The sequence below is a fragment of the Dactylosporangium sp. CA-052675 genome, assembly GCF_050947935.1.
Classification (GTDB): Bacteria; Actinomycetota; Actinomycetes; order Mycobacteriales; family Micromonosporaceae; genus Dactylosporangium.
Genome location: NZ_CP192010.1, coordinates 1,420,100 through 1,445,078 on the forward strand (window position 1 = coordinate 1,420,100; position 24,979 = coordinate 1,445,078).

General features: G+C 72.2%; 23 protein-coding genes and 2 pseudogenes. 12 read left to right on the forward strand and 13 right to left on the reverse strand.

Annotated features, from left to right (window positions below; genetic code table 11):
* Nucleotides 1-13: 13 nt before the first annotated feature.
* The gene (murA, locus tag ACQP1P_RS06385) at nt 14-1,297 is read left to right on the forward strand and encodes a UDP-N-acetylglucosamine 1-carboxyvinyltransferase (RefSeq protein ID WP_433084031.1); all 1,284 of its coding nucleotides are present in this window, start codon (nt 14-16) and stop codon (nt 1,295-1,297) included.
* A gap of 4 nt (nt 1,298-1,301) precedes the next feature.
* On the opposite strand, the gene ACQP1P_RS06390 is transcribed toward murA, so the two are convergent.
* The 5 genes from ACQP1P_RS06390 to ACQP1P_RS06410 form a co-directional block, all read right to left on the reverse strand.
* Nucleotides 1,302-1,772 carry a hypothetical protein gene (locus tag ACQP1P_RS06390; protein WP_433084033.1) on the reverse strand — a complete coding sequence of 157 codons (471 nt, stop codon included), beginning with the start codon at nt 1,770-1,772 and terminating at the stop codon, nt 1,302-1,304.
* Between the two features lie 23 nt (nt 1,773-1,795).
* On the reverse strand, nt 1,796-2,095 hold the full coding sequence (locus ACQP1P_RS06395) for a hypothetical protein (protein ID WP_433084035.1): 300 nt from the start codon (nt 2,093-2,095) through the stop codon (nt 1,796-1,798).
* A 40-nt stretch (nt 2,096-2,135) separates the two neighbouring features.
* On the reverse strand, nt 2,136-4,289 hold the full coding sequence (locus ACQP1P_RS06400; protein ID WP_433084037.1) for an ATP-binding protein: 2,154 nt from the start codon (nt 4,287-4,289) through the stop codon (nt 2,136-2,138).
* A 180-nt stretch (nt 4,290-4,469) separates the two neighbouring features.
* On the reverse strand, nt 4,470-5,255 hold the full coding sequence (locus ACQP1P_RS06405; protein WP_433084039.1) for an ABC transporter permease: 786 nt from the start codon (nt 5,253-5,255) through the stop codon (nt 4,470-4,472).
* On the reverse strand, nt 5,252-6,109 hold the full coding sequence (locus ACQP1P_RS06410) for an ABC transporter ATP-binding protein (RefSeq protein ID WP_433084041.1): 858 nt from the start codon (nt 6,107-6,109) through the stop codon (nt 5,252-5,254). The genes ACQP1P_RS06405 and ACQP1P_RS06410 overlap by 4 nt, the downstream gene beginning before the upstream one ends.
* A gap of 69 nt (nt 6,110-6,178) precedes the next feature.
* Here ACQP1P_RS06410 and ACQP1P_RS06415 point away from each other — a divergent pair, with 69 nt between their 5' ends.
* Nucleotides 6,179-8,161: a methylmalonyl-CoA mutase family protein gene (locus ACQP1P_RS06415; RefSeq protein WP_433084043.1), complete on the forward strand. Its 1,983-nt coding sequence runs from the start codon at nt 6,179-6,181 to the stop codon at nt 8,159-8,161.
* A 79-nt stretch (nt 8,162-8,240) separates the two neighbouring features.
* Here the strand turns inward: ACQP1P_RS06415 and nucS are convergent, their stop codons facing one another.
* A complete protein-coding gene (gene nucS, locus ACQP1P_RS06420; RefSeq protein WP_433084045.1) occupies nt 8,241-8,900 on the reverse strand; it encodes an endonuclease NucS in 660 nt (219 codons plus the stop codon).
* Nucleotides 8,901-8,959: 59 nt separating this feature from the next.
* Here nucS and ACQP1P_RS06425 point away from each other — a divergent pair, with 59 nt between their 5' ends.
* Nucleotides 8,960-9,592 carry a DUF4126 domain-containing protein gene (locus tag ACQP1P_RS06425; protein WP_433084047.1) on the forward strand — a complete coding sequence of 211 codons (633 nt, stop codon included), beginning with the start codon at nt 8,960-8,962 and terminating at the stop codon, nt 9,590-9,592.
* A gap of 15 nt (nt 9,593-9,607) precedes the next feature.
* Here the strand turns inward: ACQP1P_RS06425 and ACQP1P_RS06430 are convergent, their stop codons facing one another.
* Nucleotides 9,608-11,113, reverse strand: coding sequence for an aldehyde dehydrogenase family protein (locus ACQP1P_RS06430; protein WP_433084048.1), 1,506 nt, complete (start codon nt 11,111-11,113; stop codon nt 9,608-9,610).
* Nucleotides 11,114-11,217: 104 nt separating this feature from the next.
* Between ACQP1P_RS06430 and ACQP1P_RS06435 the strand changes: the two genes are divergently transcribed.
* Nucleotides 11,218-12,030, forward strand: coding sequence for an alpha/beta fold hydrolase (locus ACQP1P_RS06435; RefSeq protein ID WP_433084050.1), 813 nt, complete (start codon nt 11,218-11,220; stop codon nt 12,028-12,030).
* A 150-nt stretch (nt 12,031-12,180) separates the two neighbouring features.
* On the opposite strand, the gene ACQP1P_RS06440 is transcribed toward ACQP1P_RS06435, so the two are convergent.
* From ACQP1P_RS06440 to ACQP1P_RS06450, 3 genes are read right to left on the reverse strand one after another with little or no spacing between them, the layout of a single operon-like run.
* Nucleotides 12,181-12,882 (reverse strand): SDR family NAD(P)-dependent oxidoreductase, encoded by a 702-nt coding sequence (locus ACQP1P_RS06440; RefSeq protein WP_433084052.1) that lies wholly within the window; start codon nt 12,880-12,882, stop codon nt 12,181-12,183.
* Between the two features lie 30 nt (nt 12,883-12,912).
* Nucleotides 12,913-13,416, reverse strand: a complete 504-nt coding sequence (locus tag ACQP1P_RS06445; protein WP_433084054.1) for a MarR family winged helix-turn-helix transcriptional regulator — start codon at nt 13,414-13,416, stop codon at nt 12,913-12,915.
* Between the two features lie 56 nt (nt 13,417-13,472).
* Nucleotides 13,473-13,829 carry a DoxX family protein gene (locus tag ACQP1P_RS06450; protein ID WP_433084056.1) on the reverse strand — a complete coding sequence of 119 codons (357 nt, stop codon included), beginning with the start codon at nt 13,827-13,829 and terminating at the stop codon, nt 13,473-13,475.
* Between the two features lie 101 nt (nt 13,830-13,930).
* Here ACQP1P_RS06450 and ACQP1P_RS06455 point away from each other — a divergent pair, with 101 nt between their 5' ends.
* From ACQP1P_RS06455 to ACQP1P_RS06485, 7 genes and pseudogenes are all read left to right on the forward strand, one after another.
* A complete protein-coding gene (locus ACQP1P_RS06455) occupies nt 13,931-14,335 on the forward strand; it encodes a DUF7144 family membrane protein (protein ID WP_433084058.1) in 405 nt (134 codons plus the stop codon).
* 56 nt (nt 14,336-14,391) lie between these two features.
* A complete protein-coding gene (locus tag ACQP1P_RS06460) occupies nt 14,392-15,378 on the forward strand; it encodes an alpha/beta fold hydrolase (protein ID WP_433084060.1) in 987 nt (328 codons plus the stop codon).
* A 42-nt stretch (nt 15,379-15,420) separates the two neighbouring features.
* Complete coding sequence (locus ACQP1P_RS06465; RefSeq protein ID WP_433084062.1) at nt 15,421-15,921, forward strand: DUF456 domain-containing protein; 501 nt, start codon at nt 15,421-15,423, stop codon at nt 15,919-15,921.
* Between the two features lie 81 nt (nt 15,922-16,002).
* The gene (locus tag ACQP1P_RS06470) at nt 16,003-16,773 is read left to right on the forward strand and encodes a maleylpyruvate isomerase family mycothiol-dependent enzyme (RefSeq protein WP_433084064.1); all 771 of its coding nucleotides are present in this window, start codon (nt 16,003-16,005) and stop codon (nt 16,771-16,773) included.
* Nucleotides 16,774-17,037: 264 nt separating this feature from the next.
* Nucleotides 17,038-17,934, forward strand: a pseudogene (locus ACQP1P_RS06475) (3-hydroxyacyl-CoA dehydrogenase family protein); the annotation flags it as partial.
* A 237-nt stretch (nt 17,935-18,171) separates the two neighbouring features.
* A pseudogene (locus ACQP1P_RS06480) lies at nt 18,172-19,023 on the forward strand (3-hydroxyacyl-CoA dehydrogenase family protein); the annotation flags it as partial.
* A 132-nt stretch (nt 19,024-19,155) separates the two neighbouring features.
* Nucleotides 19,156-19,485, forward strand: coding sequence for a hypothetical protein (locus ACQP1P_RS06485; protein ID WP_433084066.1), 330 nt, complete (start codon nt 19,156-19,158; stop codon nt 19,483-19,485).
* A gap of 60 nt (nt 19,486-19,545) precedes the next feature.
* Here the strand turns inward: ACQP1P_RS06485 and ACQP1P_RS06490 are convergent, their stop codons facing one another.
* Complete coding sequence (locus ACQP1P_RS06490; RefSeq protein WP_433084068.1) at nt 19,546-20,469, reverse strand: glycosyltransferase family 2 protein; 924 nt, start codon at nt 20,467-20,469, stop codon at nt 19,546-19,548.
* A gap of 945 nt (nt 20,470-21,414) precedes the next feature.
* On the opposite strand from ACQP1P_RS06490, the gene ACQP1P_RS06495 reads away from it, so the two are divergent.
* The gene (locus tag ACQP1P_RS06495) at nt 21,415-22,746 is read left to right on the forward strand and encodes a sugar transferase (protein ID WP_433084069.1); all 1,332 of its coding nucleotides are present in this window, start codon (nt 21,415-21,417) and stop codon (nt 22,744-22,746) included.
* Nucleotides 22,747-22,825: 79 nt separating this feature from the next.
* Here ACQP1P_RS06495 and ACQP1P_RS06500 read toward each other — a convergent pair whose 3' ends face one another.
* Both ACQP1P_RS06500 and ACQP1P_RS06505 read right to left on the reverse strand, forming a co-directional pair.
* Entirely contained in the window at nt 22,826-23,656 is an 831-nt protein-coding gene (locus tag ACQP1P_RS06500) for a glycosyltransferase (protein WP_433084071.1), read from the reverse strand.
* A gap of 19 nt (nt 23,657-23,675) precedes the next feature.
* Nucleotides 23,676-24,869, reverse strand: a complete 1,194-nt coding sequence (locus ACQP1P_RS06505) for a class I SAM-dependent methyltransferase (protein ID WP_433084073.1) — start codon at nt 24,867-24,869, stop codon at nt 23,676-23,678.
* Between the last annotated feature and the right edge of the window lie 110 nt (nt 24,870-24,979).

Genomic DNA, 24,979 nt, shown 5'->3' on the forward strand with positions numbered 1-24,979 from the left:
GAATCCCCCTACGATGACGGACGTGGACGTGATCCGTGTGATGGGCGGCGCCCGGCTGGCCGGTGACGTATCCGTGGTCGGGGCGAAGAACTCGGCCCTCAAGCTGATGGCGGCGGCGCTGCTCGCGACCGGCCGCAGCGTGCTGACGAACGTGCCGCGCATCACCGACATCGCCATCATGGCGGAGGTGCTGCGCCGGCTCGGCTGCGAGGTCGAGCAGGACGAGGACCGCGTCACCATCGACGTGCCGGAGGAGCTCGGCACCGAGGCCGACTACGACCTCGTGCGCCGCCTGCGCGCCTCGATCTGCGTGCTCGGCCCGCTGCTGGCCCGCCGCGGCCACGTGCGCGTCGCCCACCCCGGCGGCGACGCGATCGGCTCCCGCGGCCTCGACATGCACGTCGAGGGCCTGCGCCGGATGGGCGCGGACATCTCGGGCGAGCACGGCTTCGTCATCGCCACCGCCCCGAAGCTGCACGGCGCCACCATCTGGCTGGACTTCCCGAGCGTCGGCGCGACCGAGAACCTGCTCATGGCGGCCGTGCTCGCGAACGGCCGCACCGAGATCGACAATGCCGCCCGCGAGCCCGAGATCGTGGACATCTGCCGCATGCTGACCGACATGGGCGCCGACATCCAGGGGGCCGGCTCCTCGCGCCTGGTCGTGCAGGGCGTGCCGGAGCTGCACCCGGTCGAGCACCGCACCGTCGGCGACCGGATCGTGGCCGGCACGTGGGCCTTCGCGGCCGCCATGACCCGCGGCGACGTGACCGTGCACGGCATCGACCCGGCGTTCCTGGAGATCGCGCTGGACAAGGTCGTGACCGCCGGCGGCGAGGTGAGCACCGCGGCCGACTCGTTCCGCGTGGTGATGCCGGGCCGCCCGAAGGCCGTCGACGTGGTGACCCTGCCCTTCCCGGGCTTCGCGACGGACCTGCTGCCGATGGCGGTGGGCCTGGCGGCGGTCTCCGAGGGCTCGTCGCTGGTGACCGAGAACATCTTCGACGGGCGCTTCATGTTCATCAACGAGATGTCCCGCCTCGGCGCGGACATCCGCACCGACGGGCACCACGCGGTCGTGCGGGGCAAGGACCGGCTGTCGGGGGCCCCGGTCACCGCGACGGACATCCGCGCGGGGGCCGGGCTGGCGATCGCCGGGCTGTGCGCGGACGGGGTCACGGAGATCCGCCACGTGCACCACATCGACCGGGGCTACCCGAGCTTCGAGGCCGACCTGCGGGCCCTGGGCGTGGAGGTCGAGCGCTCGGTCGCCCCGCCGGACCAGTTCGACTTCTGAGCGGCTACCCGACCCGGAACAGCCGGTCGGCGGGGTCGACGACGGCGGGCAGCGCCGCGCCGGGCCGCAGGGCCGGGTCGTCGGGGCGGATCGTGTCGGCCTCGAAGGTGGCGAACCCGGGGCCGCTGATGCGCAGGCGCAGCTCGAGGCCGGGTTCCTCGCCGCCGAGGTGGTTCGCCACCGTCAGGATCTCGGCCGTCGCGTCGACGCCGGCGGCGGCCAGGCGGCGCGCGTCGCGGCGCGAGCGGGTGACGAGCCGCCAGCCGAAGACGCCGAAGCCGACCCCGACGACCGTCACCAGCAGGTCGCCGGCCAGCAGGATCCAGAGGTCCCTGGGCGACAGGGGCGGCCCGGACTTGAGGGCGCCGATGAGCACGATCGGTCCCGGCAGGCAGATGGCCAGAAACGCGAGCCGGCTCAGCAGCGCGCCGATCGGTCCGATGCGGGTCTCCGCCTCGCGGGGCGTATTCGTCACCGTCGAACCGTAGCGCGGCGGGGCTAGGAACTGATCAGGCGCCGGGCGCGGTCCAGCTCGTCGGCGAAGACCAGGATGCGCACCATGCCGTCCGGCCCCGTGGCCAGGGTCGCGCGCACGCCGTTGCTGCGCAGGCGGTCCCGGACGTCGCGCGCGAAGGCCAGCTCGCCCACCATCGACACCGTGCGGAGCAGGCCGTAGTCGACCGAGGGGCGCGGCGGGGGCGAGGCGGGAACGCCGTACTTCAGCAGCCGGATGATGAGCAGCAGCGCGGCCAGCACGCCGGCGGAAGCGGCCCATCCCGCGAGGTACATGAGGGGCACATGCACAGTCTGCCACCAGTTGATCACGTATCGGAGCCTTCTACACGTACTCGTGAGCGTCCACGGTCGCGGGCGCCACGGGCACCGCGGCCGGGACGGTGAAGCTGAAGCGGCTGCCCCCGCCGGGGTTGTCGGTCACCGTGATCGTGCCGCCGTGGCGGTCCACGATGCGGCGGCAGATCGCGAGGCCGAGGCCGGTCCCGCCGTACGACTGACCGGCGTGCGCCCGGTGGAACGACTCGAACACGTGCGGCTTGTCCGCGTCGGGGATGCCGATCCCGCGGTCGGCGACCTCCACGCGGATCCAGCCGGGGCCGGACGGCTGGGCGCTGATGTCGACCTTCGGCACGCGGCCCGGCCGCACGTACTTGAGCGCGTTGCCGACCAGGTTGTCCAGCACGTGCCGCAGCATCGCGGGGTCGGCCTCGGCGCGGGGGAGCGTGCCGACGTACACGTCCGGCCGCACCCGCAGGTGCCCGACCCGCTCCGCCACGACGTCGGCCACGAGCTCGCCGAGGTCCACCTCGCACGGCTTGAGGGCGGCGTCGCGCGCGGTGACGTACGCGAGCAGGTCGTCGATCAGGCGCCGCATCCGCACGACGCCCGCCCCGACGCGCTCGAGGCTGTCGTAGGCCTGGTCGGGCCGGTCCGGCAGCGCGTCGCGGGCCATCTCCGCGTGCGCGCCGATGACGGTCAGCGGGTTCTTGAGGTCGTGCGCGACGATCCCGGCGAACGCGGCGAGGTCGGCCTCCCGCTCGCGGGCCTCGGTGATGTCGTGGAACACCACGATCGCGCCGCGCTGCCCGTCGTGGTCCAGCGGCCGCCCGCTGACCGACAGGAACACCCCGTCGGGCCGGTCGGGCCCGCGCAGGATCATCTCGACGCGGTCGGTGGACTCGCCGGCGAGGGCGCGCACCAGGGGCAGCTCGTCCGCCGGGAACTCGGTGACGCCGTCGGGCCGCAGGAAGCGCGACGCCCCCGACTCGTCGCCGTCGAGCGTCCGCCCGAGCATGGCCTGGGCGGCCGGGTTGTGCACGATGAACGCCCCGTCGGCGTCGACCACCCCGACGCCGTCGCTGATGCGATCCAGGATGCCGTTGAGCAGCGCGAGCTGGTTGTCGGCGGTGCGCTGGGCGGCGCGCAGCCCCGCGGTCGCGGTCACGACCCGCTCCTCGGCCCGCCCGCGGGCGCCCGCGAGCGCCCACAGCATCGCGCAGACGAGCAGGGTGAGCAGGGTGCCGCCGAGCCCGACGACGAGCGGCAGGATCGGCGCCGAGCCGCCCATCCTCGCCGCGTCGACCGAGACGACCAGCCGCCACTCCCGGTTGGCGATCTGCACGTGCAGGTCGCGGTGGCTGTCGGGATGCTGGCCGGCCTGGTGCAGCCGGGCGACGCGGCTCTCCTGGCCGCCGCCGTTCTGCGCCCACAGCTCGGCGTCGGCCTGCCCCTGGGTCGCCCGCGTGAGCACGCCGCCGATGAAGTCCTGCCCGCGCAGGCCGAGCACGACCCAGCCCTTGAAGTCGCGCCGCCCGTCCGGGGCCGGATCGCCGTACGCGGGCGCGGCGAGCACGAACGACAGCTGCTGCCGGTCGGCGGGCAGGCCGCGGTCGCGCAGCAGCACGTACGTGTCGGAGACGGCGGCCTCGCCGGAGCGCCGCGACTCCCACAGCGCGGTGGTCGGCTCGGAGGCCTGGGACAGGTCGGTGCCGGCGGGCAGGACGGCCGAGGTGTCCAGCGGGCGGGTGAAGATGGTGAACAGGTGCTCGTGGCCGCTGCCCTGGGGGTGCAACCGCAGGTCGGCGGCGCCGCGGTCGCGCCAGTAGTTCTGGACCGAGGCGATCTGGGTGTCGTCCGCGGCGACGAGGAAGACCAGCGAGGTCGCCCCGACGAGCCCGGCCTGGCGCAGGGGCGCGGTGGTCGCGGCGAAGTCGTCGGCGGTGAGCTCGTCGTGCGAGCCGACGGCGGCGGCGACCGTGCGCAGCGCGTCGAGGTAGCGGTGGATCTCCGAGCGCACGGACGCGTCGGAGAGCATGGCCGCGCGGTCCAGGACGCCCTGCGCGCGCTCCCGCTGCCCGTCGCGGATGGCGTGCGCGGCCTGCCACGACGCGCCGAGGCCGAGCGCGAGCACGAGCGTGATCGCCAGGGCGCCGGTGCGGCCGACCCGGCGGATCGCCTTGCCGAGCCGACCCGTCACCCAACGCTGATCGGCAGTGAACGGGTGCAATGCAGGATTTTTTGCTCGGGTCCGCGTCACCTGCGGACCGTTGCTCCCGCCAGGAATCCCGGCGTCCGCGGTGGCAAGAACCGTTCGCTCGCGCTCGGTCAGCCGATCGCGCTCGGTGAGCCGCGTCCGTTCGTTCGCTCGCGCGTCTGGTCAGTCGCGCTCGGTCCAGCGGAAGGTCAGCAGGCACAGCGCGAGCCCGAGCACGATCCAGCCGCCGAGCACGAGCGCGATCGCGCCGTGCTGCCAGCTGCCCGCGGGCTCCTGGGCCGCGAACGAGTCGGGCAGGAACACCGAGCGCATCCCCTGGGTCATCCACTTGAGCGGGAAGACCGAGGCGATCCCGCGCATCCAGTTCGGCAGCTCCGTGTACTGGAAGAAGACCCCGGAGATGAACTGCAGCACGATCGCCACGGGGGTCACGACCGCCGGTCCGCTGCGGCCCGAGCGGGCCAGCGAGGAGAACGCGATCCCGCACAGCGTGCAGGCGGTGATGCCCAGCAGCGCCACCCAGACGAAGGTCAGCCACTTCTCGCCGGTGGCGGGCAGCTTGACGCCGAAGAAGAGGGTCGCGACCGTGACGAGCAGGACCGTCTCGACGAGGCCGATGGCCAGCACCATGACGATCTTGCCGATGAAGTAGGCGGCCCGGGGCATCGGCGTGCCGCGCAGCCGCTTGAGGATGCCCTTCTCCCGCTCGATCGGGATCTGGATGGCCAGGCTCTGGAACCCGGTGGCGAGCAGGCCCGCGGCGATCATGCCGGCCGCGAAGTACTGGGTGAAGGTGACCCCGGGCGCGATCTCGCCGCCGAAGACCGCGCCGAACACGCACAGCAGGATCAGCGGGAAGGCGAGGGTGAAGACCACCGACTCGCGGCTGCGCAGGAACTGCTTGATCTCCAGGCCGCCCCGCAGGAGGCCGAGCCGCAGGGTGGTCATTCCTTGCTCACTTCCTGGGGGCTGCCGATCATCCGCAGGTACACATCCTCGAGGCTCGGTCTGGTGACGGTCAGGCCCGGCACCTCGCCGCCGAACTGCTCGGCCAGGCGCGCGACCACGGCGGTCGGGCTGTCGGTGCGCTCGCTGCGCGGGCCGTCGGGGGAGTGCCAGCCGACCGTGGCGCCGCCGTCGCCGCGGCCGCCGAGCCGCCCGGGCGAGTCGACGGCGATGAGCTTCCCGCCGGCCAGCACGCCCACGCGGTCGGCCAGGGCCTCGGCCTCGTCGAGGTAGTGGGTGGTGAGCAGGATCGTGGTGCCGGCCTGGGCGAGGTCGCGGATCAGCCCCCAGAACTCCCGGCGGGCCTCGGGGTCGAAGCCGGTCGTCGGCTCGTCTAGGAACAGCAGCTCGGGCCGCCCGACGATGCCCAGGGCGACGTCGAGCCGGCGCTTCTGGCCGCCGGAGAGCGTCCGGGTGCGGGCGTTCTGCTTCTCGGCCAGCCCGACGCGCGTGATGATCTCGTCCGGGTCGGCGGCGGACGGGTAGTAGTTCGCGAAGTGGTGGACGACCTCGCGCGCGGTCAGGTCGTCGAACTCGCCGGTGCTCTGCAGCACGACGCCGACCCGCGCCCGCCAGGCCGCGTCCCCGCGCTGCGGGTCGATGCCCAGCACCGTGACCTCGCCGGACGTGCGGTGCCGGAACCCCTCGAGGATCTCGACCGTCGTCGTCTTGCCGGCCCCGTTCGGGCCGAGCAGCGCGAACACCTCGCCGTCGCGCACGTCGAGGTCGACCCCGTCGACGGCCACCGCCTTGTCGTAGGCCTTGCGCAGCCCGCGCACCGTGATCGCATCCGCCACGGCACTCACTCTAGTGGGGTGACAACTTTCACCGACGACCCCTGGTTACCCTTCAGTAGGGTGCTGCGTATGGTCGATGAGAGGCTTCCCGAACGCGACCGTCCCTGGGTCATGCGCACCTACGCCGGCCACTCCTCGGCGGCCGCCTCCAACGCCCTGTTCCGCCGCAACCTGGCCAAGGGCCAGACCGGCCTGTCGGTGGCGTTCGACCTGCCCACGCAGACCGGCTACGACCCCGACGCCGAGCTCGCCCGGGGCGAGGTCGGCCGCGTCGGGGTGCCGATCGCGCACCTCGGCGACATGCGCGAGCTCTTCGGCGGCATCGACCTCGAACGCGCCAATACCTCGATGACGATCAACGCCACGGCGATGTGGCTGCTCGCCCTCTACGTGACCTGCGCCCGGGAGCAGGGCGTCGAGATCGCCCGGCTGGCGGGGACGACGCAGAACGACATCGTGAAGGAGTACCTCTCCCGCGGCACGCACATCTTCCCGCCCGGGCCGTCGCTGCGCCTGACCACGGACACGATCGCGTGGACCGTCGCGAACTGCCCGCGCTGGAATCCGGTCAACATCTGCTCGTACCACCTCCAGGAGGCCGGGGCCACCCCCGTGCAGGAGGTGGCCTTCGCGCTGGCGACCGCGATCGCCGTGCTCGACGCCGTGCGCGACTGCGGCCAGGTGGCGCCCGAGCGCTTCGGCGACGTGGTGGCCCGGATCTCGTTCTTCGTCAACGCCTCCGTGCGCTTCGTCGAGGAGACGGCGAAGATGCGCGCCTTCACGGCGATGTGGGACCGGCTCACGGCCTCCCGCTACGGGGTGGCGGAGGCTTCGGCGCGCCGCTTCCGGTACGGCGTCCAGGTCAACTCGCTCGGCCTGACCGAGGCCCAGCCCGAGAACAACGTGCAGCGCATCGTGCTGGAGATGCTCGGCGTGACCCTCTCCCGCGGCGCCCGGGCCCGGGCCGTGCAGCTGCCGGCCTGGAACGAGGCGCTGGGCCTGCCGCGGCCGTGGGACCAGCAGTGGTCGCTGCGCATGCAGCAGGTGCTCGCGTTCGAGTCGGATCTGCTGGAGTACCCGGACCTGTTCGAGGGCTCGAAGGTCATGGACGCGCTGGTCGCCGAGATCGTCGACGGCGCGACCGAGGAGCTGCGGCGCGTCCTGGACATGGGCGGGGTGGTCGCGGCCGTCGAGTCCGGCTACCTCAAGAGCGCCCTGGTCGCCTCCCTGGCCGAGCGCCGCGCCCGCCTGGAGCGCGGCGACGACGTGGTCGTGGGCGTGAACCGCTTCACCGAGACCGAGCCGTCGCCCCTGCTGGCCGCGGGCGCGGCCGCGATCGAGCAGATCGACCCGGCCGTGGAGCAGGCCGCGGTGGCCTCGATCGCCGCCTGGCGCGCCGCCCGCGGCGACGTGGCGCCGTGCTTGGAGGCCCTGCGCGCGGCCGCGGCCGGCGAGGGCAACCTGATGGCGGCCACGCTCGCGTGCGTCGAGGCGGGCGTGACCACCGGCGAGTGGGCGGGGGCCCTGCGGGAGGTGTTCGGCGAGTACCGTGCCCCGACCGGCCTGACCGCCGCGCTCTCGACGCCGACGGCGAACCTGGACGCGGTCCGCGCCCGCGTGCGCCGCACCGCCGAGGACCTCGGCACCGGCCGCCTGCGCATGCTGGTCGGCAAGCCCGGGTTGGACGGCCACTCCAACGGCGCGGAACAGATCGCGGTGCGGGCGCGCGATGCCGGCTTCGAGGTGGTGTACCAGGGGATCCGGCTCACCCCGGCGCAGATCGTGGCGGCGGCGGTGGAGGAGGACGTGGACCTGGTGGGGCTCTCGGTGCTGTCCGGGTCCCACCTGGCCGCGGTGGCGTCGGTGCTGTCGGGGCTGCGCGAGTCGGGGCTGGGCGACCTGCCGGTGGTGGTCGGCGGGATCATTCCGCCCGGGGACGCCGAGACGCTGCGTTCCTCGGGCGTGGCGCGGGTCTTCACGCCGAAGGACTTCGCCATCACGGATGTCGTGGACGAGCTTGTGACAGTGGTGCGGGAGGCGCACAACCTGTGACGGGCCTTGCCCGAAAAGTCCGACACTCCGTGATCGGCGCGGCGGGGTCGACGGCTCGTGAGCCCGTGGCGGCCCGGCGTCAGAACAGCGTCAGCTCGTCCTTCTGCACGCCGCGCAGCGCGTTGTAGTCCAGCACGACGCAGCGGATGCCGCGGTCCTCGGCCAGGACCCGGGCCTGCGGCTTGATCTCCTGCGCCGCGAAGATCCCGGACACGGGCGCGAGCAGGGGATCGCGGCCGAGCAGCTCGAGGTACCGGGTCAGCTGCTCCACCCCGTCGATCTCGCCGCGGCGCTTGATCTCGACCGCCACGGTCGCGCCCTCGCCGTTGCGGCAGAGCAGGTCGACGGGGCCGATCGCCGTCATGTACTCGCGGCGGACCAGCGTGAAGCCCGCCCCCAGGGTCTCCGGCGCCGCCGCCAGCAGCTCCTGCAGGTGCGCCTCCACCCCGTCCTTGACCAGGCCCGGGTCGACGCCGAGCTCGTGCGAGCTGTCGTGCAGGATCTCCTCGATCGTGATGCGCAGCTCCTCGCCGCCCTTGTTGACCACGCGCCAGAGGCCGTCGGACTCCTCGAGCCGGCAGGGCGGACTCATCCAGTTCAGCGGCTTGTACGCCCGGTCGTCGGCGTGGATCGAGATCGACCCGTCGGCCTTGATGAGCAGCAGGCGGGTCGCGGGCGGGAGGTGGGCCGTGAGCCGGCCGATGTAGTCGACCGAGCACTTGGCGATGACGAGACGCACGGCCGACAGCCTAACCCGCCCACCGGGTGGGACTGGCACCCCGATGTCATGCTTGGGGAGTGTTGGAGTCATTGACGGGTCTCGGCCTCGCCACATCGGCCGGGCTCAACGCCTACATCCCGTTGCTGGCGATCGGCGTGCTCGCGCGGTACACCGACCTGATCACGCTGCCGTCGAACTGGCAGTGGATGGAGAACGGCTGGACGCTGACGATCGTCGCGATCCTGCTGGCGATCGAGTTCGTCGCCGACAAGGTGCCGATGCTCGACCACGTCAACGACGTCATCCAGACATTCATCCGCCCGACCGCCGGCGGCCTGGCCTTCGGCGCCGCGTCGAGCTCCGAGACGGTCACGGTCACCGACCCGGGCTCGTTCTTCACGAGCCATCAGTGGGTGCCGATAGTCGTCGGCGGCGCGATATCCCTCGGCGTGCACGGCATGAAGGCCGTCTCCCGCCCGGTCATCAACGCCACGACGGTCGGCTTCGGCGCCCCGATCGTGAGCACCATCGAGGACTTCTTCAGCGTCTTCCTGTCGGTGATCGCGATCGTCCTGCCGATCGTGGTCCTGCTCTTCCTGCTGCTGCTGTTCCTGGGCTTCGGCTGGCTGATGCGACGCCGGAAGAAGCGCAAGGAGGAGAAGGCCGCCGCGAAGTGGGCCGCCGCCCAGGGGTACCGCCCGGCCCCGTAGCGCCTCGGCCCCGCACTACTTGCTGCGGCCGTGCACGAGCTTCACCACGCGGACAATCTGCTGCATGGTCTTCTCGGTGCGGTCGAACGTCATCGCCGCCAGCACCGTCGGGCCCCGCCGCTTCACGATCGCCTTCGGGCGGGTGAACTCGCGCAGGCCGTCCGCGCCGTGGATGCGGCCGAAGCCGGAGTTCCCCACGCCGCCGAAGGGCAGCGTGGGCATGCCGGCGAAGGTGAGCGCCGAGTTGACCGAGGTCATGCCCGAGCGGACCTGGCGGGCCAGGTCGAGGCCCTGGGACTTGGAGAAGATCGCGCCGCCCAGGCCGTATCCGGTGCTGTTGGCCCGGCGCACGCCCTCGGCCGCGTCGCGGACGCGGGTGACGGTGAGCGTCGGGCCGAAGGTCTCCTCCTGCACCGCCGCGGCGTCCTCGGGCACGTCGACCAGGATCGTCGGGTTGACGAAGGGCGGCTGGACGGCCTCCGCGCCGCCGAGGACCGCGCGGCCGCCGCGGGTCAGGGCGTCCTCGATGTGCCGGCGGATGATGTCGATCTGCGACGGCATGGTGATCGGGCCGATGTCCGAGTCCGGCTCCGCCCCGACGCTGAGCTTCGCCGCGCGCGCCACCACGCGGTTGAGGAAGTCGTCGAAGACGGGCTCGGCGACGTACACCCGCTCGATCCCGACGCACGTCTGACCGGCGTTGGTCAGCCCGCCCCACACGCAGGAGGCGGCGGCCGCGTCCAGGTCGGCGTCGGCCGCCACGACCATCGCGTCCTTGCCGCCGCACTCCAGCAGCACCGGGGTGAGGGACTCGGCGGCCGCGGCCATGACCTTCTTGCCGGTGGCGGTCGAGCCGGTGAACGCGATCTTGTCGACCCCGCTGCGGCACAGGGCGGCGCCGACGTCGCCGAGGCCGTGCACGATCTGCAGGACCGGGTGCTCGGGGACGACCTCGTGGAAGCGGTCCACGAACCACTGGCCGACGGCCGGCGTGTACTCACTGGGCTTGAACACCACCGCATTGCCGGCCGCGAGCGCGTAGGCGATCGAGCCCATCGGCGTCAGGATCGGGTAGTTCCACGGCCCGATGACCCCGATCACGCCGAAGGGGAGGTACTCGAGGTACGACGTGTGCTCCTTGAGCAGGATCGAGCTGCCCACCCGGCGCCGGCCCAGCACCTTGCGGGCGTGCTGCGCGGCCCACGCGATGTGGTCGATCGCCGCGATGGCCTCCACGAGCGCGTCGGCCCGGGGCTTGCCGCCCTCCCGGTGCATGAGCGCCGCCAGCTCGTCCAGGCGGTTGGTGAGCACGCTGCGGAACGCCAGCAGGCGCTGCCGGCGCCCGCCGAACCCGAGTCCACCCCACCAGGCGGCCGCGTCACGCGCGCGGGCCACCGCGCCGGTGAGAGAATCGGGGGAGGCGACCGGGAAGCGGCCGACCTCCTCGCCGGTGGCGGGGTTGGTCGAGATCAGCGAGCCCTCGTCGATGGCGGGGACGCCGGGCGTTCGCGTGACGGTCATGGCGCGAGTGTAAACCCGGAAATTACTCACGAGTAGGCCCTGATCGGCCGTCGAAATGCGGTGCCCGTCTCCGACCGTTGGGTACCACGACCGCAGGAGGAACCGTGAAGACCGAGAAGCTCGACGTACCCGGCGCGACCCTGTACTACGAAGTGCGCGGCAACGGCCCGGTGCTGCTGCTGATCTGTGGCGGCATCTACGACGCCGAGGGCTTCGCGGCCCTGGCCGACCGGCTCGCCGGCGAGTACACCGTGGTCACCTACGACCGGCGCGGCAACTCGCGCAGCGTGCTCGACGGCCCACCGGCCGAAATCATCCTCGAGGAGCAGGCCGACGACGCGTACCGCGTGCTGGGCGCCGTCGGCGTGACCGAGGACGAGCCGGCCGACGTGTTCGGCAACAGTTCGGGCGCGGTGATCGCGCTGGAGCTCGCGGCGCGGTACCCGGGCATGGTCCGCACGGTCGTCGCCCACGAGCCGCCGCTGTTCGAGCTGCTGCCCGACTTCGACTACTGGCGCAGCGTGATGACCGAGGTGTCCGACGCCTACCGCGACGGCGGCGTCGGGGCCGCGATGGGCGTCTTCGGCGCGGCCATGGACATGCACGGCAACGACGGCACGCCCGGGACCCCGCCCTCGCCCGAGTTCGCGGCGCGGATGGAGGCGAACATGGAGTTCTTCGTGCAGTACGAGATCCCGCCCGTCGCCAGGTTCGTGCCCGACCTCGACGGCCTGCGCGCGGGCCCGGTGCGGATCGTGCCCGCGGTGGGCGCGGCGAGCATGGGGGAGCCGCCCAACCGCTCCGCCCGTGAGCTCGGCGCGCGCCTGGACGCCGCCGTGGCCGAGTTCCCCGGCGGGCACGGCGGCTTCGGCGACGCGGGGCCCTTCGCGGCGAAGCTCAAAGCGGTGCTGTCGTAGCGGGACAAGAGCAAGATCCATGACTCGGGTCCGCAGGGGTGCGGACCGTCGCTCCCGCCAGACACCGCTCGGCGCTGCGCGCCGACGCTGCCAGGTCCGCGGTCGGTCACCCCGCCTTGATCGTCTGTGAGCCCTCGGGCTCGCCGGCGCTCAGGAGGCGTGCTCCTTGATGATCCGCTCGGCGACGGCGAGGGGGTCGGCGAGCCGGCCCTCCGCTGGCGCGTCGACCCACCGCTGCTGGCCCGGGAAGTAGGCCCCCGAGGCGGCCGCGCGCCGGATGTTCTCCTGCATGTGCGTGTCCATCTGGCCGGGGTCGACGTTCACGACGCTGATCTTGTCGTCGTCGCGCGTCTGCGAGGCCACGGCGTCGAAGAAGGTCTCGCCGGCCGCCTTCGTGGTGCAGTACAGCGCCCAGCCGTCGATGATCCGGTGCGCCGCGCCGGAGGAGATGAACAGCAGCCGCTTGCGCGCCTCGGCCGGGGCGGCCCGCAGGAACGTGTTGGTGAGCACGGCCGGGGCGGTGAGGTTGACCGCGATCGCGTTGGTGATGGCCTCGGTGGTTAGCCGGCCGACGGCGCCGATGGGCTCGACGACGGCGGCGTTGTGGATCAGCACGGCCTCGTCGGCATCGCGCAGGAAGCCGCGCATGATGTCGTAGTCCGGCAGCCAGTGCGCGTCCGCGATGTCGGTCGAGAACAGCGTCACGTCCCCGGGCCGTTCGTCACGCAACAGTTGCTGTTGTTCGGTGAAGTGCCGCCCGATCGCGAGGACCCGATCGCCGCGCGAGATGGACACGTCGAAGAGAGCGGCGCCCAGGCCGCGGGACACCCCGGTGATCACGACGGCACGCATGCGGTCACTCTATTCCTGTCGCGGGGTCATTTATATGGCCCGTGCGCCGGGGACGGGTGGTCCCTTCGGCGCGCCCGGACAGGTGTCGCCGAGCTTCGCCGCGACGGCGCCGAGCGCATCGGCCAGCGCCCGCGTCTGGGCCTCGTCGAGATGGTCGAAGATGAGCCGGCGTACGTCGGCCACGTGGGCCGGGGCGACGCGCTCGACGAACTCCCGCCCGGCGTCGGTGACCCGCGCGATGCTGACCCGCCCGTCGCAGGCGTCGCCGGAGACCTCGACGTAGCCGAGGTCGACGAGCTTGCGCATGCGGTGGCTCAGGCGGCTCGCCGACATGTTCATCTGCCCGGCGAGGTCGGACAGGCGCAGCCCGTCGCAGGCGCCGCCGAGCGCGGCCAGCAGCCCGTATTCGACGTGGACCAGGCCGTGCGGCCGGAACGTGCGTTCGAGCTCGGGGAAGCCGACGAGCACGACGGCCAGCAGCGACATCCAAGCCTGCCGCTCGGTGTCGTCCAGCCATCGCGGCTCGTCCGTCATGGGTTCCATGGTGCCCGGATCTTGCGGGAATGAGCCAACGACGCGTCCGAAAGGCGTCAGAACCGGCCGATCGCGATGATCACCGCGAGGGCGCCGAGCAGCACGTTGACGCCGATCATGGGGTACTCCCCGGCGCGCGCGTGGTCCACGACGGCCAGCAGCATGATGACGGCCAGCCCGACGGCGGCGAGCGGGGTGAGGATCGGCGCGATGCCGGTGGCCCACGGCAGGATCAGCCCGAGGCCGCCGAGGATCTCCACGGCGCCGATGAATCTGACGGTGCCCGGGCTGTACCGATGCACCCAGGTCATGTTCTTGCCCAGCTTCTCGACGGGCTGTGACGCCTTCATCGCGCCCGCGCCCAGGAAGGCCGCGCCCAGCAGCGCCTGCAGCACCCAGAGGAAAACGTTCATGCCCGGGATTGTGGGCACATCTGCTTGAAGCGTCAAGCATTTGCCGCGTTCCCCGCCGGCGGGTGATGGGGGCTCATCCGATGGGCGCCCACCGTGTCCGCATGGAGACGTTGCACCGGCAGTCCCGCTGGGTCACCGGGTTCGCCGTGTTCGGCGGGAGCATGATGCTCGTCGTCGGCATCTTCCAGATCATCGTCGGGCTCACGGCGATCTTCGAGCGAACCTTCTACATCCTCGCCGACAGCTACCTCTTCGGCTTCAACATCGTCGCCTGGGGCTGGGTGCACCTCACCCTCGGCGTGATCGTCGCGCTCGGGGGCGGGGCCGTGCTCGCCGGGCGGTTGTGGGGACGGGTGCTCGGCATCGTGCTGGCCTCGCTGAGCGCGGTCGCCAACTTTCTGTTCCTGCCGTACTACCCGCTGTGGTCAATGCTGATCATCGCGGCGGACGTGGCGGTCATCTGGGCGCTGACGCGGTATGGGCGTGACGAGGCCGTTCTGAGCTGACAGTGTGTGGGCCGGCCACATGTGACCGGCCTGCGGCCCGATGCCACGATGCGGTGATGCACGTCACGACCAGAGGGCCGCAGACCGGCCCGCCCGTCCTGCTGATTCATGGCAACTGTTCTTCGTCCGCCTTCTGGGAGCCGCTCCTGCGGCACCTGCCCGATCACTGGCGGCTGGCGCTGCCCGACCTGCGCGGGTACGGGCAGAGCCCCGCCCTCCCCATCGACGCGACCCGCGGGGTGCGCGACTTCGCCGACGACGTGGCCCCGCTGCTGGCCGAGCTCGCCGCCGGCGGCAGGGTGACCGTGGTCGGGCACTCGCTCGGCGGCGGCGTGGCGATGCAGCTGCTGCTGGACCACCCCGAGCACATCGGCGCCCTGGTGCTGGAGGCGCCGGTCTCCCCCTACGGCTTCGGCGGCACCCGCGATCTCGACGGCACCCCGACCACGCCCGACTTCGCGGGCACCGGCGGCGCCTCGGCCAACCCCGACTTCGTCCGGCTGCTCGAGGCGAAGGACCGCGGCACCGACGAGCAGACCAGCCCCCGCAACGTGATGCACGCGTTCTACGCCGCGCCCGGGTTCGACTTCGGGGCGGACGAGGAACTGCTCCTCGACAGCATGCTGACCACGGCGATCGGCGAGGCGAACTACCCCGGCGACGGCACCCCCAGCGAGAACTGGCCCGGCCAGGGGCCCGGCACCAAGGGCGTGCTCAACACCCTCTCGCCCCGCTGGCTGAACCTGTCCGGGATCGTCGACCTGGCCGAGAAGCCGCCGATCACCTGGATTCGCGGGGAGCTGGACGCGATCGTCTCCGACACCTCGTTCTTCGACCTCGCGCAGCTGGGCAGCATGGGCCTCGTGCCCGGGTGGCCCGGCGAGGAGGCGTGCCCGCCGCAGCCGATGATCGGTCAGACGCGGGCGGTGCTGGAGCGCTACGGCAACTACCGCGAGCTCGCGTGGGCGGGCGTCGGGCACAGCCCGCACGTCGAGCGCCCGGAGGAGTTCGCCGCCGCGCTGCGGGAGGTCGTCGGGGCCTGACGTCGGATGCGCCGGGCCGCGGTGTGCTGCACAGTGTTGCGTGTGGATGCGACCGACAGCAGCGGCCTGGTCTCCGTCATCACCCCGATCTGCGTGATCGTCGGGCTGATCGGGGTGCTCGTGCCCATGGTGCCCGGCCTGGTGCTGTGCTGGGCCGGCGTGGCGGCGTGGGCCGTGTTCGGCGGGCACGGGGCGACCGGGTGGGCGGTGGGGATCGCGGCCACGGTGGTGCTCGCGCTGGGGTTCGTGGCGAAGTACCTCGTGCCGGGCCGCAACCTCAAGCGCGCCGGCGTGTCGAACCTGACCCTGTTCCTGGGCGGGGTCGGCGGGATCGTCGGCTTCTTCCTGATCCCGGTGGTGGGGCTCGTCATCGGCTTCGTGCTGGCCATCTTCCTCGTGGAGCTGGCCCGGCACCACGACTCGCGGGCGGCCTGGGGCTCGACGAAGCACGCCCTGAAGGCGGCCGGGCTGTCGATGCTCATCGAGCTGGCGACCGGCCTGATCATCGCGGCCGTCTGGCTCGCCGGCGTCTTCGTCGCCTAGGCCCGGGCCCGACCCCCGGTTGCTCCCTCGTCGATCCGGTAGCCGACCAAAAATGTCGTACCCGTGTGGCACTGTGTCGGCATGGAGATCGGTCGGCACATCGACGCCCTGGAGCGCGCCGGGCTGGATCTCGTCGACGCCGCGGAGAAGGCGGGCTTCGACGCCCCGGTCCCGACCTGCCCCGAGTGGACCGTCCGCGAGCTGGTCCAGCACGTCGGCTACGTGCACCGCTGGGCGGCCGCCTACGTCCGCGACGGCCGCACCCGCATCCTGACCGACGACGAGGAGGCCGAGGCGGTCGGCCCCTTCCCGGCGGACCCGGCGCTGCTCGACTGGTTCCAGGCCGGGCACACCGCGCTCGTCGACACCCTGCGCGCCGCCCCCGCCGACACCCCCTGCTGGCACTTCCTGCCCGCCGAGTCGCCGCTCGCCTTCTGGGCCCGCCGCCAGGCCCACGAGACCACGATCCACCGCGCCGACCTGGAGGGCGCCGTGGGCGACATCGCCGGCGTGGACGCCGACCTCGGCCTCGACGGCATCGACGAGCTGCTGATGGGCTTCTACGGCACACGCGGCCGCCGCCTGCGCGCCGAGACGCCCTGCACCCTGTCGGTCCACGCCGTCGACGGCGCCGGCGCGGACGGCCCGCACGCGTGGACGGTGACCATGACCCCCGCGGGCGCCACCATCACGCGCGGCTCGACCCCCGGCGCCGACTGCACCCTGCGCGGCCCGGCGAGCGCGCTCTACCTGGCCCTGTGGAACCGCCGCCCCACCGCGGACCTCGACGTCCAGGGCAACGGGTCGGTGCTGTCCCTGTGGCGCGAACGGGCCACGATCCGCTGGACCTGACCTCCTCTCCCTCACTTCCTCTTACCTCTCGCGCTTCGCTTCTCCGCCCTCTGCCTCCGCGCCTTGGTCTCTCGCGCCTTGCTTCTCCGGTCCCTGCTTCTGCGCCTTGATCTCTCGCGCTTTGCTTCTCCCGTCCCTGCTTCTGCGCCTCGGTCGCTCGCGCTTTGCGGCCGTGAGGGGGATTTGCCACACGATGTCGGGTCGGCGAGGGCCGGCGTGGCAGACTCGGCCGGGACCTGAATCATCGTTAGGGAGGGCGGCCGCATGGGGCGCGAGTTTGCATCCGTCGGGGTGGTGGGGCTCGGGACCATGGGGGCCGGCATCGTCGAGGTCTTCGCCCGCAACGGGATCGACGTCCTCGCCGTCGAGGTCAGCGACGCCGCCCTCGGCCGCGGCGAGCAGACTTTGCGCGGCAGCGTTGACCGGGCCGTGCGCAAGGGCAAACTCTCCGAGGCCGAGCGCGACGAGCTGCTGAGCCGCGTCACGTTCGCCGTCGGGCTGCCCTCGCTGCACGCCGCGGACCTGGTCGTCGAGGCCGTGCCCGAGCAGCTGCCGCTCAAGCAGCGGATCTTCGCCGAGCTCGACCGGGTGTGCAAGCCCGAGGCGATCCTGGCCACGAACACGTCCAGCCTCTCCGTCACCGAGATCTCGGTCGCCACGAGCCGCCCGAACCAGGTCGTGGGCATGCACTTCTTCAACCCGGCGCCGATCATGAAGCTGGTCGAGGTCGTGCGTACGGTCGTCACCGCCGACGACGTCGTCGCCGACATCGAGGGCCTGTGCGCGCGGCTGGGCAAGGTCGACGTGACCATCGGCGACCGGGCCGGCTTCATCGCCAACGCGCTGCTGTTCGGCTACCTCAACCAGGCCGTGTCCCTGCTCGAGGCGAAGTACGTCACCCGCGAGGACCTCGACGCCGCGATGCGCCTCGGCTGCGGGCTGCCCATGGGCCCGCTCGCGCTCATGGACCTCATCGGCCTCGACACCGCGTACGAGATCCTCGACACCATGTACCGCCGCGGCGGCCGCGACCGCCGCCACGCCCCGGTGCCACTCATCAAGCAGATGGTCACGGCCGGGCTGCTGGGGCGGAAGTCGGGGCGGGGCTTCTACACGTACGAGAGGCCGGGCTCGCCCGTCGTCGTGCCCGACGAGTTCACCGGCCTCGCGGCCGCGCGCGGCTCGTCGCTGCGACCCGCCCCGTCCGAGGCGATGGCGGCCACGGATCCGAAGGCGTCCGGTGAGGCGATGGCGGCCGGGAGTCCGACGGCGTCCGGCGGGACGGTGGCGGCCACGGGCCCGAAGGCGTCCGGTGAGGCGATGGCGGCCACGGGTCCGAAGGCGTCCGGCGGGGCGGTGGCGGCGTCGCCGAGTGCGGCGGTGGGAGGATTGGGCGCGGTCGCGAAGGTCGGGGTCGTCGGCTCCGGCACGATGGCGACCGGCATCATCGAGGTCTTCGCCCGAGCCGGGTTCGAGGTCGTCTCCGTGACCCGCGGCGCCGAGCAGTCCGGCCGCACCTGTGAGGCGCTGAAGACGTCGTTGAACAAGGCCGTCGTGCGCGGCCGGCTCGACGAGGCCGGGCGCGACGCCGCGCTGGGCCGGGTCACCTGGTCCGCGACCATCGAGCACCTCACCGACGTGGACCTGGTCGTCGAGGCGGTCGTGGAGGAGCTGTCGGTCAAGAAGGCCCTCTTCGCCTCGCTGGACGAGATCTGCAAGCCCGGCGTCGTGCTCGCGACCACCACGTCGAGCCTGCCGGTCATCGAGCTCGCGGTCGCCACCCAGCGCCCCGCCGACGTGGTCGGCCTGCACTTCTTCAACCCGGCGCCGGCGATGGGGCTGGTCGAGGTCGTGCGCACGATCCGCACCCGCGAGCAGGCCGTCGACACCGCCACCGCGATCTGCCGGGCCCTGGACAAGCACCCGGTCGTGTGCGCGGACCGGTCCGGGTTCGTGGTGAACGCGCTGCTGTTCCCGTACCTCAACGACGCCGTGAAAATGGTCGAGGCCTCGTACTCGACCGCCGACGACATCGACCACGCGATGAAGCTGGGCTGCGGCTATCCGATGGGCCCGTTCGAGCTGCTCGACGTGATCGGCCTGGACGTGGCCCTGGCCATCCAGCGCGAGCTGTACCTCGAGCTGCGCGAGCCCGGCTTCGCCCCGGCGCCCCTGCTGGAGCACCTCGTGACGGCCGGGTACCTGGGCCGCAAGGCCGGCCGCGGCTTCCGCGACTACTCCCGAAGCTGACCGGGGCCCTCGGCCCGCGCCTCCAGCAACCGGCTCCGGCCGCGGGCCGAGGGTGCTCGCGCTGCTCGGACGCGGTGGGTGGGCAGGAGCCGAGCGTGCGAGCCGATGGCGAGCGGCGGATAGGCTGGACACGTGTCTCCCCGGCGCAACCACCCCAGGCGCGACGACGCACCGCCGCCGATCGATCTCGATCGGGTCAAGCGGGGCGTCGGCGCCGTGCAGCAGTGGAGCGACGGGGAGTGGCAGGTGCGCAACATCCCGGCGGGCGGGGCGACGAAGGCGTACCGCTGCCCGGGCTGTGACCAGGAGATCGGGCCGGGGGTGCCGCACCTCGTGGCCTGGCCCGCGGACGAGCGCGGTGACCTGACCGATCGGCGGCACTGGCACACCGGGTGCTGGCGCGCCCGCGACCGGCGCGGGCCCAACATCCAGCGGAGCCGCAGCGCGCCCCGCTACGGCTGAGAAGCGCCGAACCGGTGCGAGCCGCCGATGGTGCGAAGGGGCCCGAGCGCACGGGCTTGGCTAGGGCTGGGGAAGGTCGCGGCGCACGAACGAGCGCGTCTGCACCGCGACGAACGGCATCGGCTCCGGTGAGGACAGCCACGTCGACCGGCGGCGGCGGATCGACCGCCACGGCTCGCCCGCGACCGAGCGGGCCAGCGCCGCCGCGCTCAGGATCAGGCCCATCGCCCGGGTCCGGCCCGGCGTGAGGTGCCGGTGCGCGAAGGCCATGCGCTCGGTCAGCAGGGCCGTGCTCACCAGGCGCGCCGGGCGCGGCGAGGGCGAGTTCGCCGTCATCTGCGCGTCGGGCACGAGGGTCGGGCGGGCGCCGAGGGCTCGTGCGCGTACCGACAGATCCGCCGTGGGCAGGCGCTCGTCGAAGCCGCCCAGCATGTCCCACAGACCGCGCTCGATGAGCAGCATCCGCGGGGTCAGGGCGGGCACGGCGCCGCCGATCGCGCGGTCCAGCCGCGGCAGCCGTTCGGGGTCGAACGGCAGGCTCAGCGCCAGGCACGCGGTGCCCAGCAGGGAGGGGGCGGCCTCGACGGTGCGGCCGTCGTCGGCCCCGTCGCGCAGGGTGCGGCCGGTGCAGAGCCGCTCGTCGGGGTGGGAGCCCGCGTGTTCGAGCAGCGTGCGGATCGCGTCGCCGACCGGCTCGAGGCCCGGGTCGAGGAAGAGCAGCCACGGCGCGCGGGCGCTCGCCGCCCCGAGGTTCAGCGCGGCCGGCGCCGGTAGGGGCTCGTCCTGGCGGATCAGGGTGACGTCGCGGAAGGCGTGGCGCACGGCGGCCGCGGTGTTGTCGGTGGACCCGTTGTCCACCACGATCATCTCGGCCGGCACCTCGGTCCCGGACTGGATCGCGCCGAGTCCCCGCAGCAGACCCCCGCGCGCGTTGTGCGCGACGGAGACGATGCTGACGACCGGCGCTGGCTGGCTACTGCTCACGAGTGGCTCCCACGGCGAGGCTGAAGCTTCCCGGATAGTACCGGCGGCCGGGGTGACACGAGCCGAAAGTACCGAGGGAGCTTGGCCGATCCGGCGGGTGACATTCCGGTGGATCGGCCCTGCGAGCAGCGAAAACGTAGAAATTGGACATGAACTTCGCCCGGGTCCGACTGCCGCCGGGTGGCGTGTCGCTGCTATCCTCTCGACGGCGGCGCAGGAAAGCCCGGCCGGCTATTTGTGCTCATGCATTCAAACATTCCCCGGACCATTGCCTTGCGGGCCTGAAACGGACCGCAGCCGGAAACGGGGAACGAACGCAATGCTCGATGGCGGCCGGGGCGACGGCTTGACGGTGACGCTCGGTTTAAACCCCTGCGGTGCGTGATGGCGCTAGGACGGACGGTGATCATGCGATGTCCATCGGTGATCAAGCGTTCAGCCTGGTCATCGCCGCCCGGTTTGATAGGTCGCCGTCACTGCGCGATCCTTAAGTCCGGCATAGAACTCAATTAAGGCGACGCAGCGTGATTTCCGGAGAAGTTTCCCGCGCACGGGCGGCGTCTTGTCCTTTTTTCCCTTATTGGACGATGCTTTCGGCAAAGGTGCAGCACCGTTGGTGTCAATAGCACCTTCAGCCACGTCGGGAATGCGGCACGATGGTTCCCGTTATGGCGGCTGCCTGGGTACCTTACCGCCGGGGTTCGGCCGCCCAACGGCAGTCAGGTGACGAACGCCACCGCATTTCACCTTCGATAAGTGGATTGAGCAGCACGTAAGGGGGTTGGGATGGTTCTGGCGGATTCGGCCACGGTCGAGACCGCGGTGATGGCGGCTTTCCCAGGAGTTCAGCGGCGCCGGCTCAGGTCGACCGGGCGCAATCTTCTCGTTGCGTTCCTCGGCGATACCCTGGCTGTCACGATCACCATCACGACCGTCGTACTGTTTATGGCCGGCGACCTGATGGGCGGGGCATTCGTCGCACCGGGCGTGGGGGTCGCGCCCGTGTACTCCGTCACCGCGTTCGGACTGTTCTGGCTGCTCTTGCTCGCGGGCAACCGCATGTACGACCGGTGGTTCCTGGAGAACCGCACCGGAATGATCTACCGGAGCCTGCGCGCCGCGGTGATCGCGGTCGCGATTCTGGCCCCGATCTGCGTGCTCTTCGACCTGCTGTACCTGCTCAAGCCGATCATCGTCGCCGTGCCCGTCGCCGCCGGCCTGACGATCGCCGGCCGCTACGCCACGCTCGCGGTGCTGCGCACGGTGCAGCGCGAGTACGTCCGCCAGCGCACCCTGGTCATCGGCCCGGCCGACTCCGTCGTCACGCTCCTCACGGCGCTGCGCCGCGACCGCTCCTACGGCCTTCGGGTCGCGGGCGCCTGCATCACCGACCTCGACCAGGCCCGCAAGGTCACCGCTCACTCCATCCCGGTGTACGACGACCTCAAGGACGTGGCCGGCACCGCACTCAGCACGGGTTGTACGGCGGTGCTGGTCGCGCTGCCGCTGGAGATGGACCCGTACAAGATGCGCCGCCTGGCCTGGGAGCTCTCCGACAACGACATCGAGCTGCTGGTCGCGCCGGCCCTGCCCGAGGTCGCCCCCGAGCGCGTCGCCGTGCTGCCCAGCGGCGGCGGCCCGCTGCTGCACGTGCGCGCCCCCGTGCTCACCGGCCCGCAGCGCGCGGTCAAGAACGTGCTCGACCGCCTGCTGGCCGGCATCCTGCTGATCCTGGCCGGGCCGTTCATGCTGGTCGTGGCGATCATGATCCGCGCCACGAGCCCGGGGCCGGCCCTGTTCCGCCAGCCGCGCGCCGGGATCAACGGCAAGGAGTTCACCTGCTACAAGTTCCGCACCATGGTCAAGGACGCGGACAAGCTGCGGCAGGAGATCGAGCACCTCAACCAGCACACCGAGGGCCTGCTGTTCAAGATGAAGCGGGACCCGCGGGTGACGAAGGTCGGCTCGATCCTGCGCCGCACCTCGCTCGATGAGCTGCCGCAGCTGTTCAACGTCATCAACGGCACGATGTCGATGGTCGGCCCGCGCCCGCCACTGCTGTCGGAGGCCGCCGAGTACGACGACGACGTGCGCCGCCGCCTGCTGGTCAAGCCGGGCATGACCGGGCTGTGGCAGGTCAGCGGCCGCTCCGAGCTGTCCTGGCAGGAGTCGGTGCGGCTCGACCTCAACTACGTCGACAACTGGTCCCCGCTGCTCGACCTGCGCATCCTCGCCCGCACCGCGAGCGCGGTCGTCCGGGGCACCGGCGCCTACTGAACGCTCACGACGGACCCCCGGCGAGCGAGCCCGCTCGCCGGGGATTTTTCGTCTCAGCAGGCAGCGGGGGCCGGCTGTCTCAGCGGGTGCTGAGGTCGCTGCCCCAGCCGCCCTTGTCGCGGCGGACCCGGCTCAGCGTGCGGTCCAGCACGAGCACGCTGAGGTAGGCGGCCGCGTCGACCGGGCTCACCTCGCGGCGGCGCAGCAGACGCGCCAGCGAGCCCAGGCCGGGCCCGCCCTCGCCGCCGGTCGAGTGCGGCCGCTGCAGGGCCGCCAGCTGGCGGTTGCCCCGGCGGACGCGGATCCTTCGGTTCAGGTGCGATGTGACGGTACGAGCTGGGCGCACCAAAGACCGGGCCTCGGACACCACCAGGCGCTCGTCCGGGGCGAACCTGGTGTGCACCCAGCCGTCGTCGGCGATCACGTCCGGCATCGGGAAGACCCGTGCGTGGCCCGCCTCGGTGAGCACGTAGACGCCGACCCCGGCGAGCGCGCGCGTCGGCTCGAGGAGCCGGTGGTGCACCCGGTGGACGCGCCGCGCGATCGGCCCGACCCGGTCGAGATCGAGCTCGGGCACTGGCGCGCAGGCCAGCACGCCCGGCCTGGCACAGGCCCGGACCAGGGCCCGGACGGACTCGGCGGTCAGCTCGACGTCGGCGTCGAGGTAGAGCCGCGGGAAGGTCCGGCAGGCCTCGTCCCCGAGCCGCAGCGCGGGCACCTTGCCGGGCACGGGCGTGTCGATCACGCGCACGCCGGGCACGGCGGCCGCGGCCTCGGCGGTGCCGTCGCTGCACGCGTTGGCCACGACGATGACGTCGAACTCGCCCGGCTCGGCGCCCTCGAGCAGCCGGTTCAGGTTGCGCCCGATGACCGCGGCCTCGTTGTGGGCCGGGATGACGATGCTGACCATGGTCGCCGGTGCCCGCCGCTCAGGCGACGTGGATCTCGGCGGCCACCCCGAGCTCCACGAGGGTCTTGGCGATCTCCTCCTGGTACGCCGGGTTGGTGATGACGACCGCCTTCGGCTGCAGCGCGGTCAGCGACGACGGCGGGTCGACCCGGTGCCCGGTGACGGGCAGGAACCGGCCCCACTTGCGCGGGTTGAGGTCCACGACGCCGGCCAGGGTCAGCTCGCGGTCGGCGAGGGCCAGGAACTGCACGCCCCGCGACCCGGCGCCCCACAGCACCGGCTTGGCGCCCTCGGCGTCGAGGCGCGCGATGGTGGCCCGCCAGCGCTCCCGCTCGGCGTGGTGCCGCTCCGCGAAGCCGGCGCCGGCGGCGAGCTGCTTGTCGCGCGCCCGCAGCGAGGGCAGCTCGCCCGTGTGCGCGACGTGCCCGCCGGCGCGGGGGCGGTTGGCCGAGACCTCGATGTAGCGGTACATCCCGGAGAACAGCGTCCCGGTCGACTCGACCGTCCAGCCGGCCCGGCCGAAGATGCTCGCGAGGGCGTAGGCGCCGAAGTACGACACGCGCGGGTACGTGACCTCCCAGCCGGCGCCGGCGAGCTCGTGCGCGGCGTCGGAGACCTCGACGTAGCCGAAGACCTCGCGCCCGGCGGCCTGTTCGCGCAGGTCGACCAGGAACTCGTACGGGTCGTCGAGGTGCTCGAACCAGTGGCGGGAGGTGAAGAAGTCGTACCGTGGGAGGCCGTCCTTGCGGGGCGCCAGCGCACTGTGGAACGTGGTGGCGCCCTGCTGGCCCTCCTCGCCGGCGTACCGCGCGTCGTAGCCGACGCCCGTGGCCCCGCCGATCCGGGTGAGCTCTTTGAGGAACTCGCCCTGCTCGCACCCGATGTCCAGCACGAGCTTGCCGTTGAGGTCGTACCGCTCGTTGAGGTTCTCGACGAGTTCGGTGGAGAAGCGCTGGAAGGCGGGGGAGAAGTACCGGCTGGTGTCCACCGTCGTGTCGTACGCCAGCCGGTCCGGCTCGAACGCGATGTTGCGCACGTACGCGCAGCGCGGGCAGGCGGCGAGCGTCATCCGGCCGGTCGGCGAGGCGACGGCGTCGCCGTGCGCCTCCCAGTGCACGCCGTTGAGGACCGGGACGTCGCCGAGCTCGGCGAATGGGACGAGCTTGTCCTCGTCGCAGGCGTCACAGACGCGGGGGACGTGCTCCGTGGTCACGCCGACACCCGCCGCTCGTGCCGGGCTTCCCGGCGGTCATGGGCAGTGACGAGCACGCGCATAGCGAAGCTCCCGATCGTCGACGGGTGGGAGGTGAGTTTATGGTTCGC

Bases quoted from the DNA above. Each gene is read 5' to 3' on its own strand.
- murA (WP_433084031.1), top strand. From the start codon at position 14: ATGACGGACGTGGACGTGATCCGTGTGATGGGCGGCGCCCGGCTGGCC.
- ACQP1P_RS06405 (WP_433084039.1), bottom strand. From the start codon at position 5,255: ATGACCACCCTGCGGCTCGGCCTCCTGCGGGGCGGCCTGGAGATCAAG.
- ACQP1P_RS06415 (WP_433084043.1), top strand. From the start codon at position 6,179: ATGGTCGATGAGAGGCTTCCCGAACGCGACCGTCCCTGGGTCATGCGC.
- ACQP1P_RS06430 (WP_433084048.1), bottom strand. From the start codon at position 11,113: ATGACCGTCACGCGAACGCCCGGCGTCCCCGCCATCGACGAGGGCTCG.
- ACQP1P_RS06440 (WP_433084052.1), bottom strand. From the start codon at position 12,882: ATGCGTGCCGTCGTGATCACCGGGGTGTCCCGCGGCCTGGGCGCCGCT.
- ACQP1P_RS06445 (WP_433084054.1), bottom strand. From the start codon at position 13,416: ATGACGGACGAGCCGCGATGGCTGGACGACACCGAGCGGCAGGCTTGG.
- ACQP1P_RS06450 (WP_433084056.1), bottom strand. From the start codon at position 13,829: ATGAACGTTTTCCTCTGGGTGCTGCAGGCGCTGCTGGGCGCGGCCTTC.
- ACQP1P_RS06455 (WP_433084058.1), top strand. From the start codon at position 13,931: ATGGAGACGTTGCACCGGCAGTCCCGCTGGGTCACCGGGTTCGCCGTG.
- ACQP1P_RS06460 (WP_433084060.1), top strand. From the start codon at position 14,392: ATGCACGTCACGACCAGAGGGCCGCAGACCGGCCCGCCCGTCCTGCTG.
- ACQP1P_RS06470 (WP_433084064.1), top strand. From the start codon at position 16,003: ATGGAGATCGGTCGGCACATCGACGCCCTGGAGCGCGCCGGGCTGGAT.
- ACQP1P_RS06495 (WP_433084069.1), top strand. From the start codon at position 21,415: ATGGCCGGCGACCTGATGGGCGGGGCATTCGTCGCACCGGGCGTGGGG.
- ACQP1P_RS06500 (WP_433084071.1), bottom strand. From the start codon at position 23,656: ATGGTCAGCATCGTCATCCCGGCCCACAACGAGGCCGCGGTCATCGGG.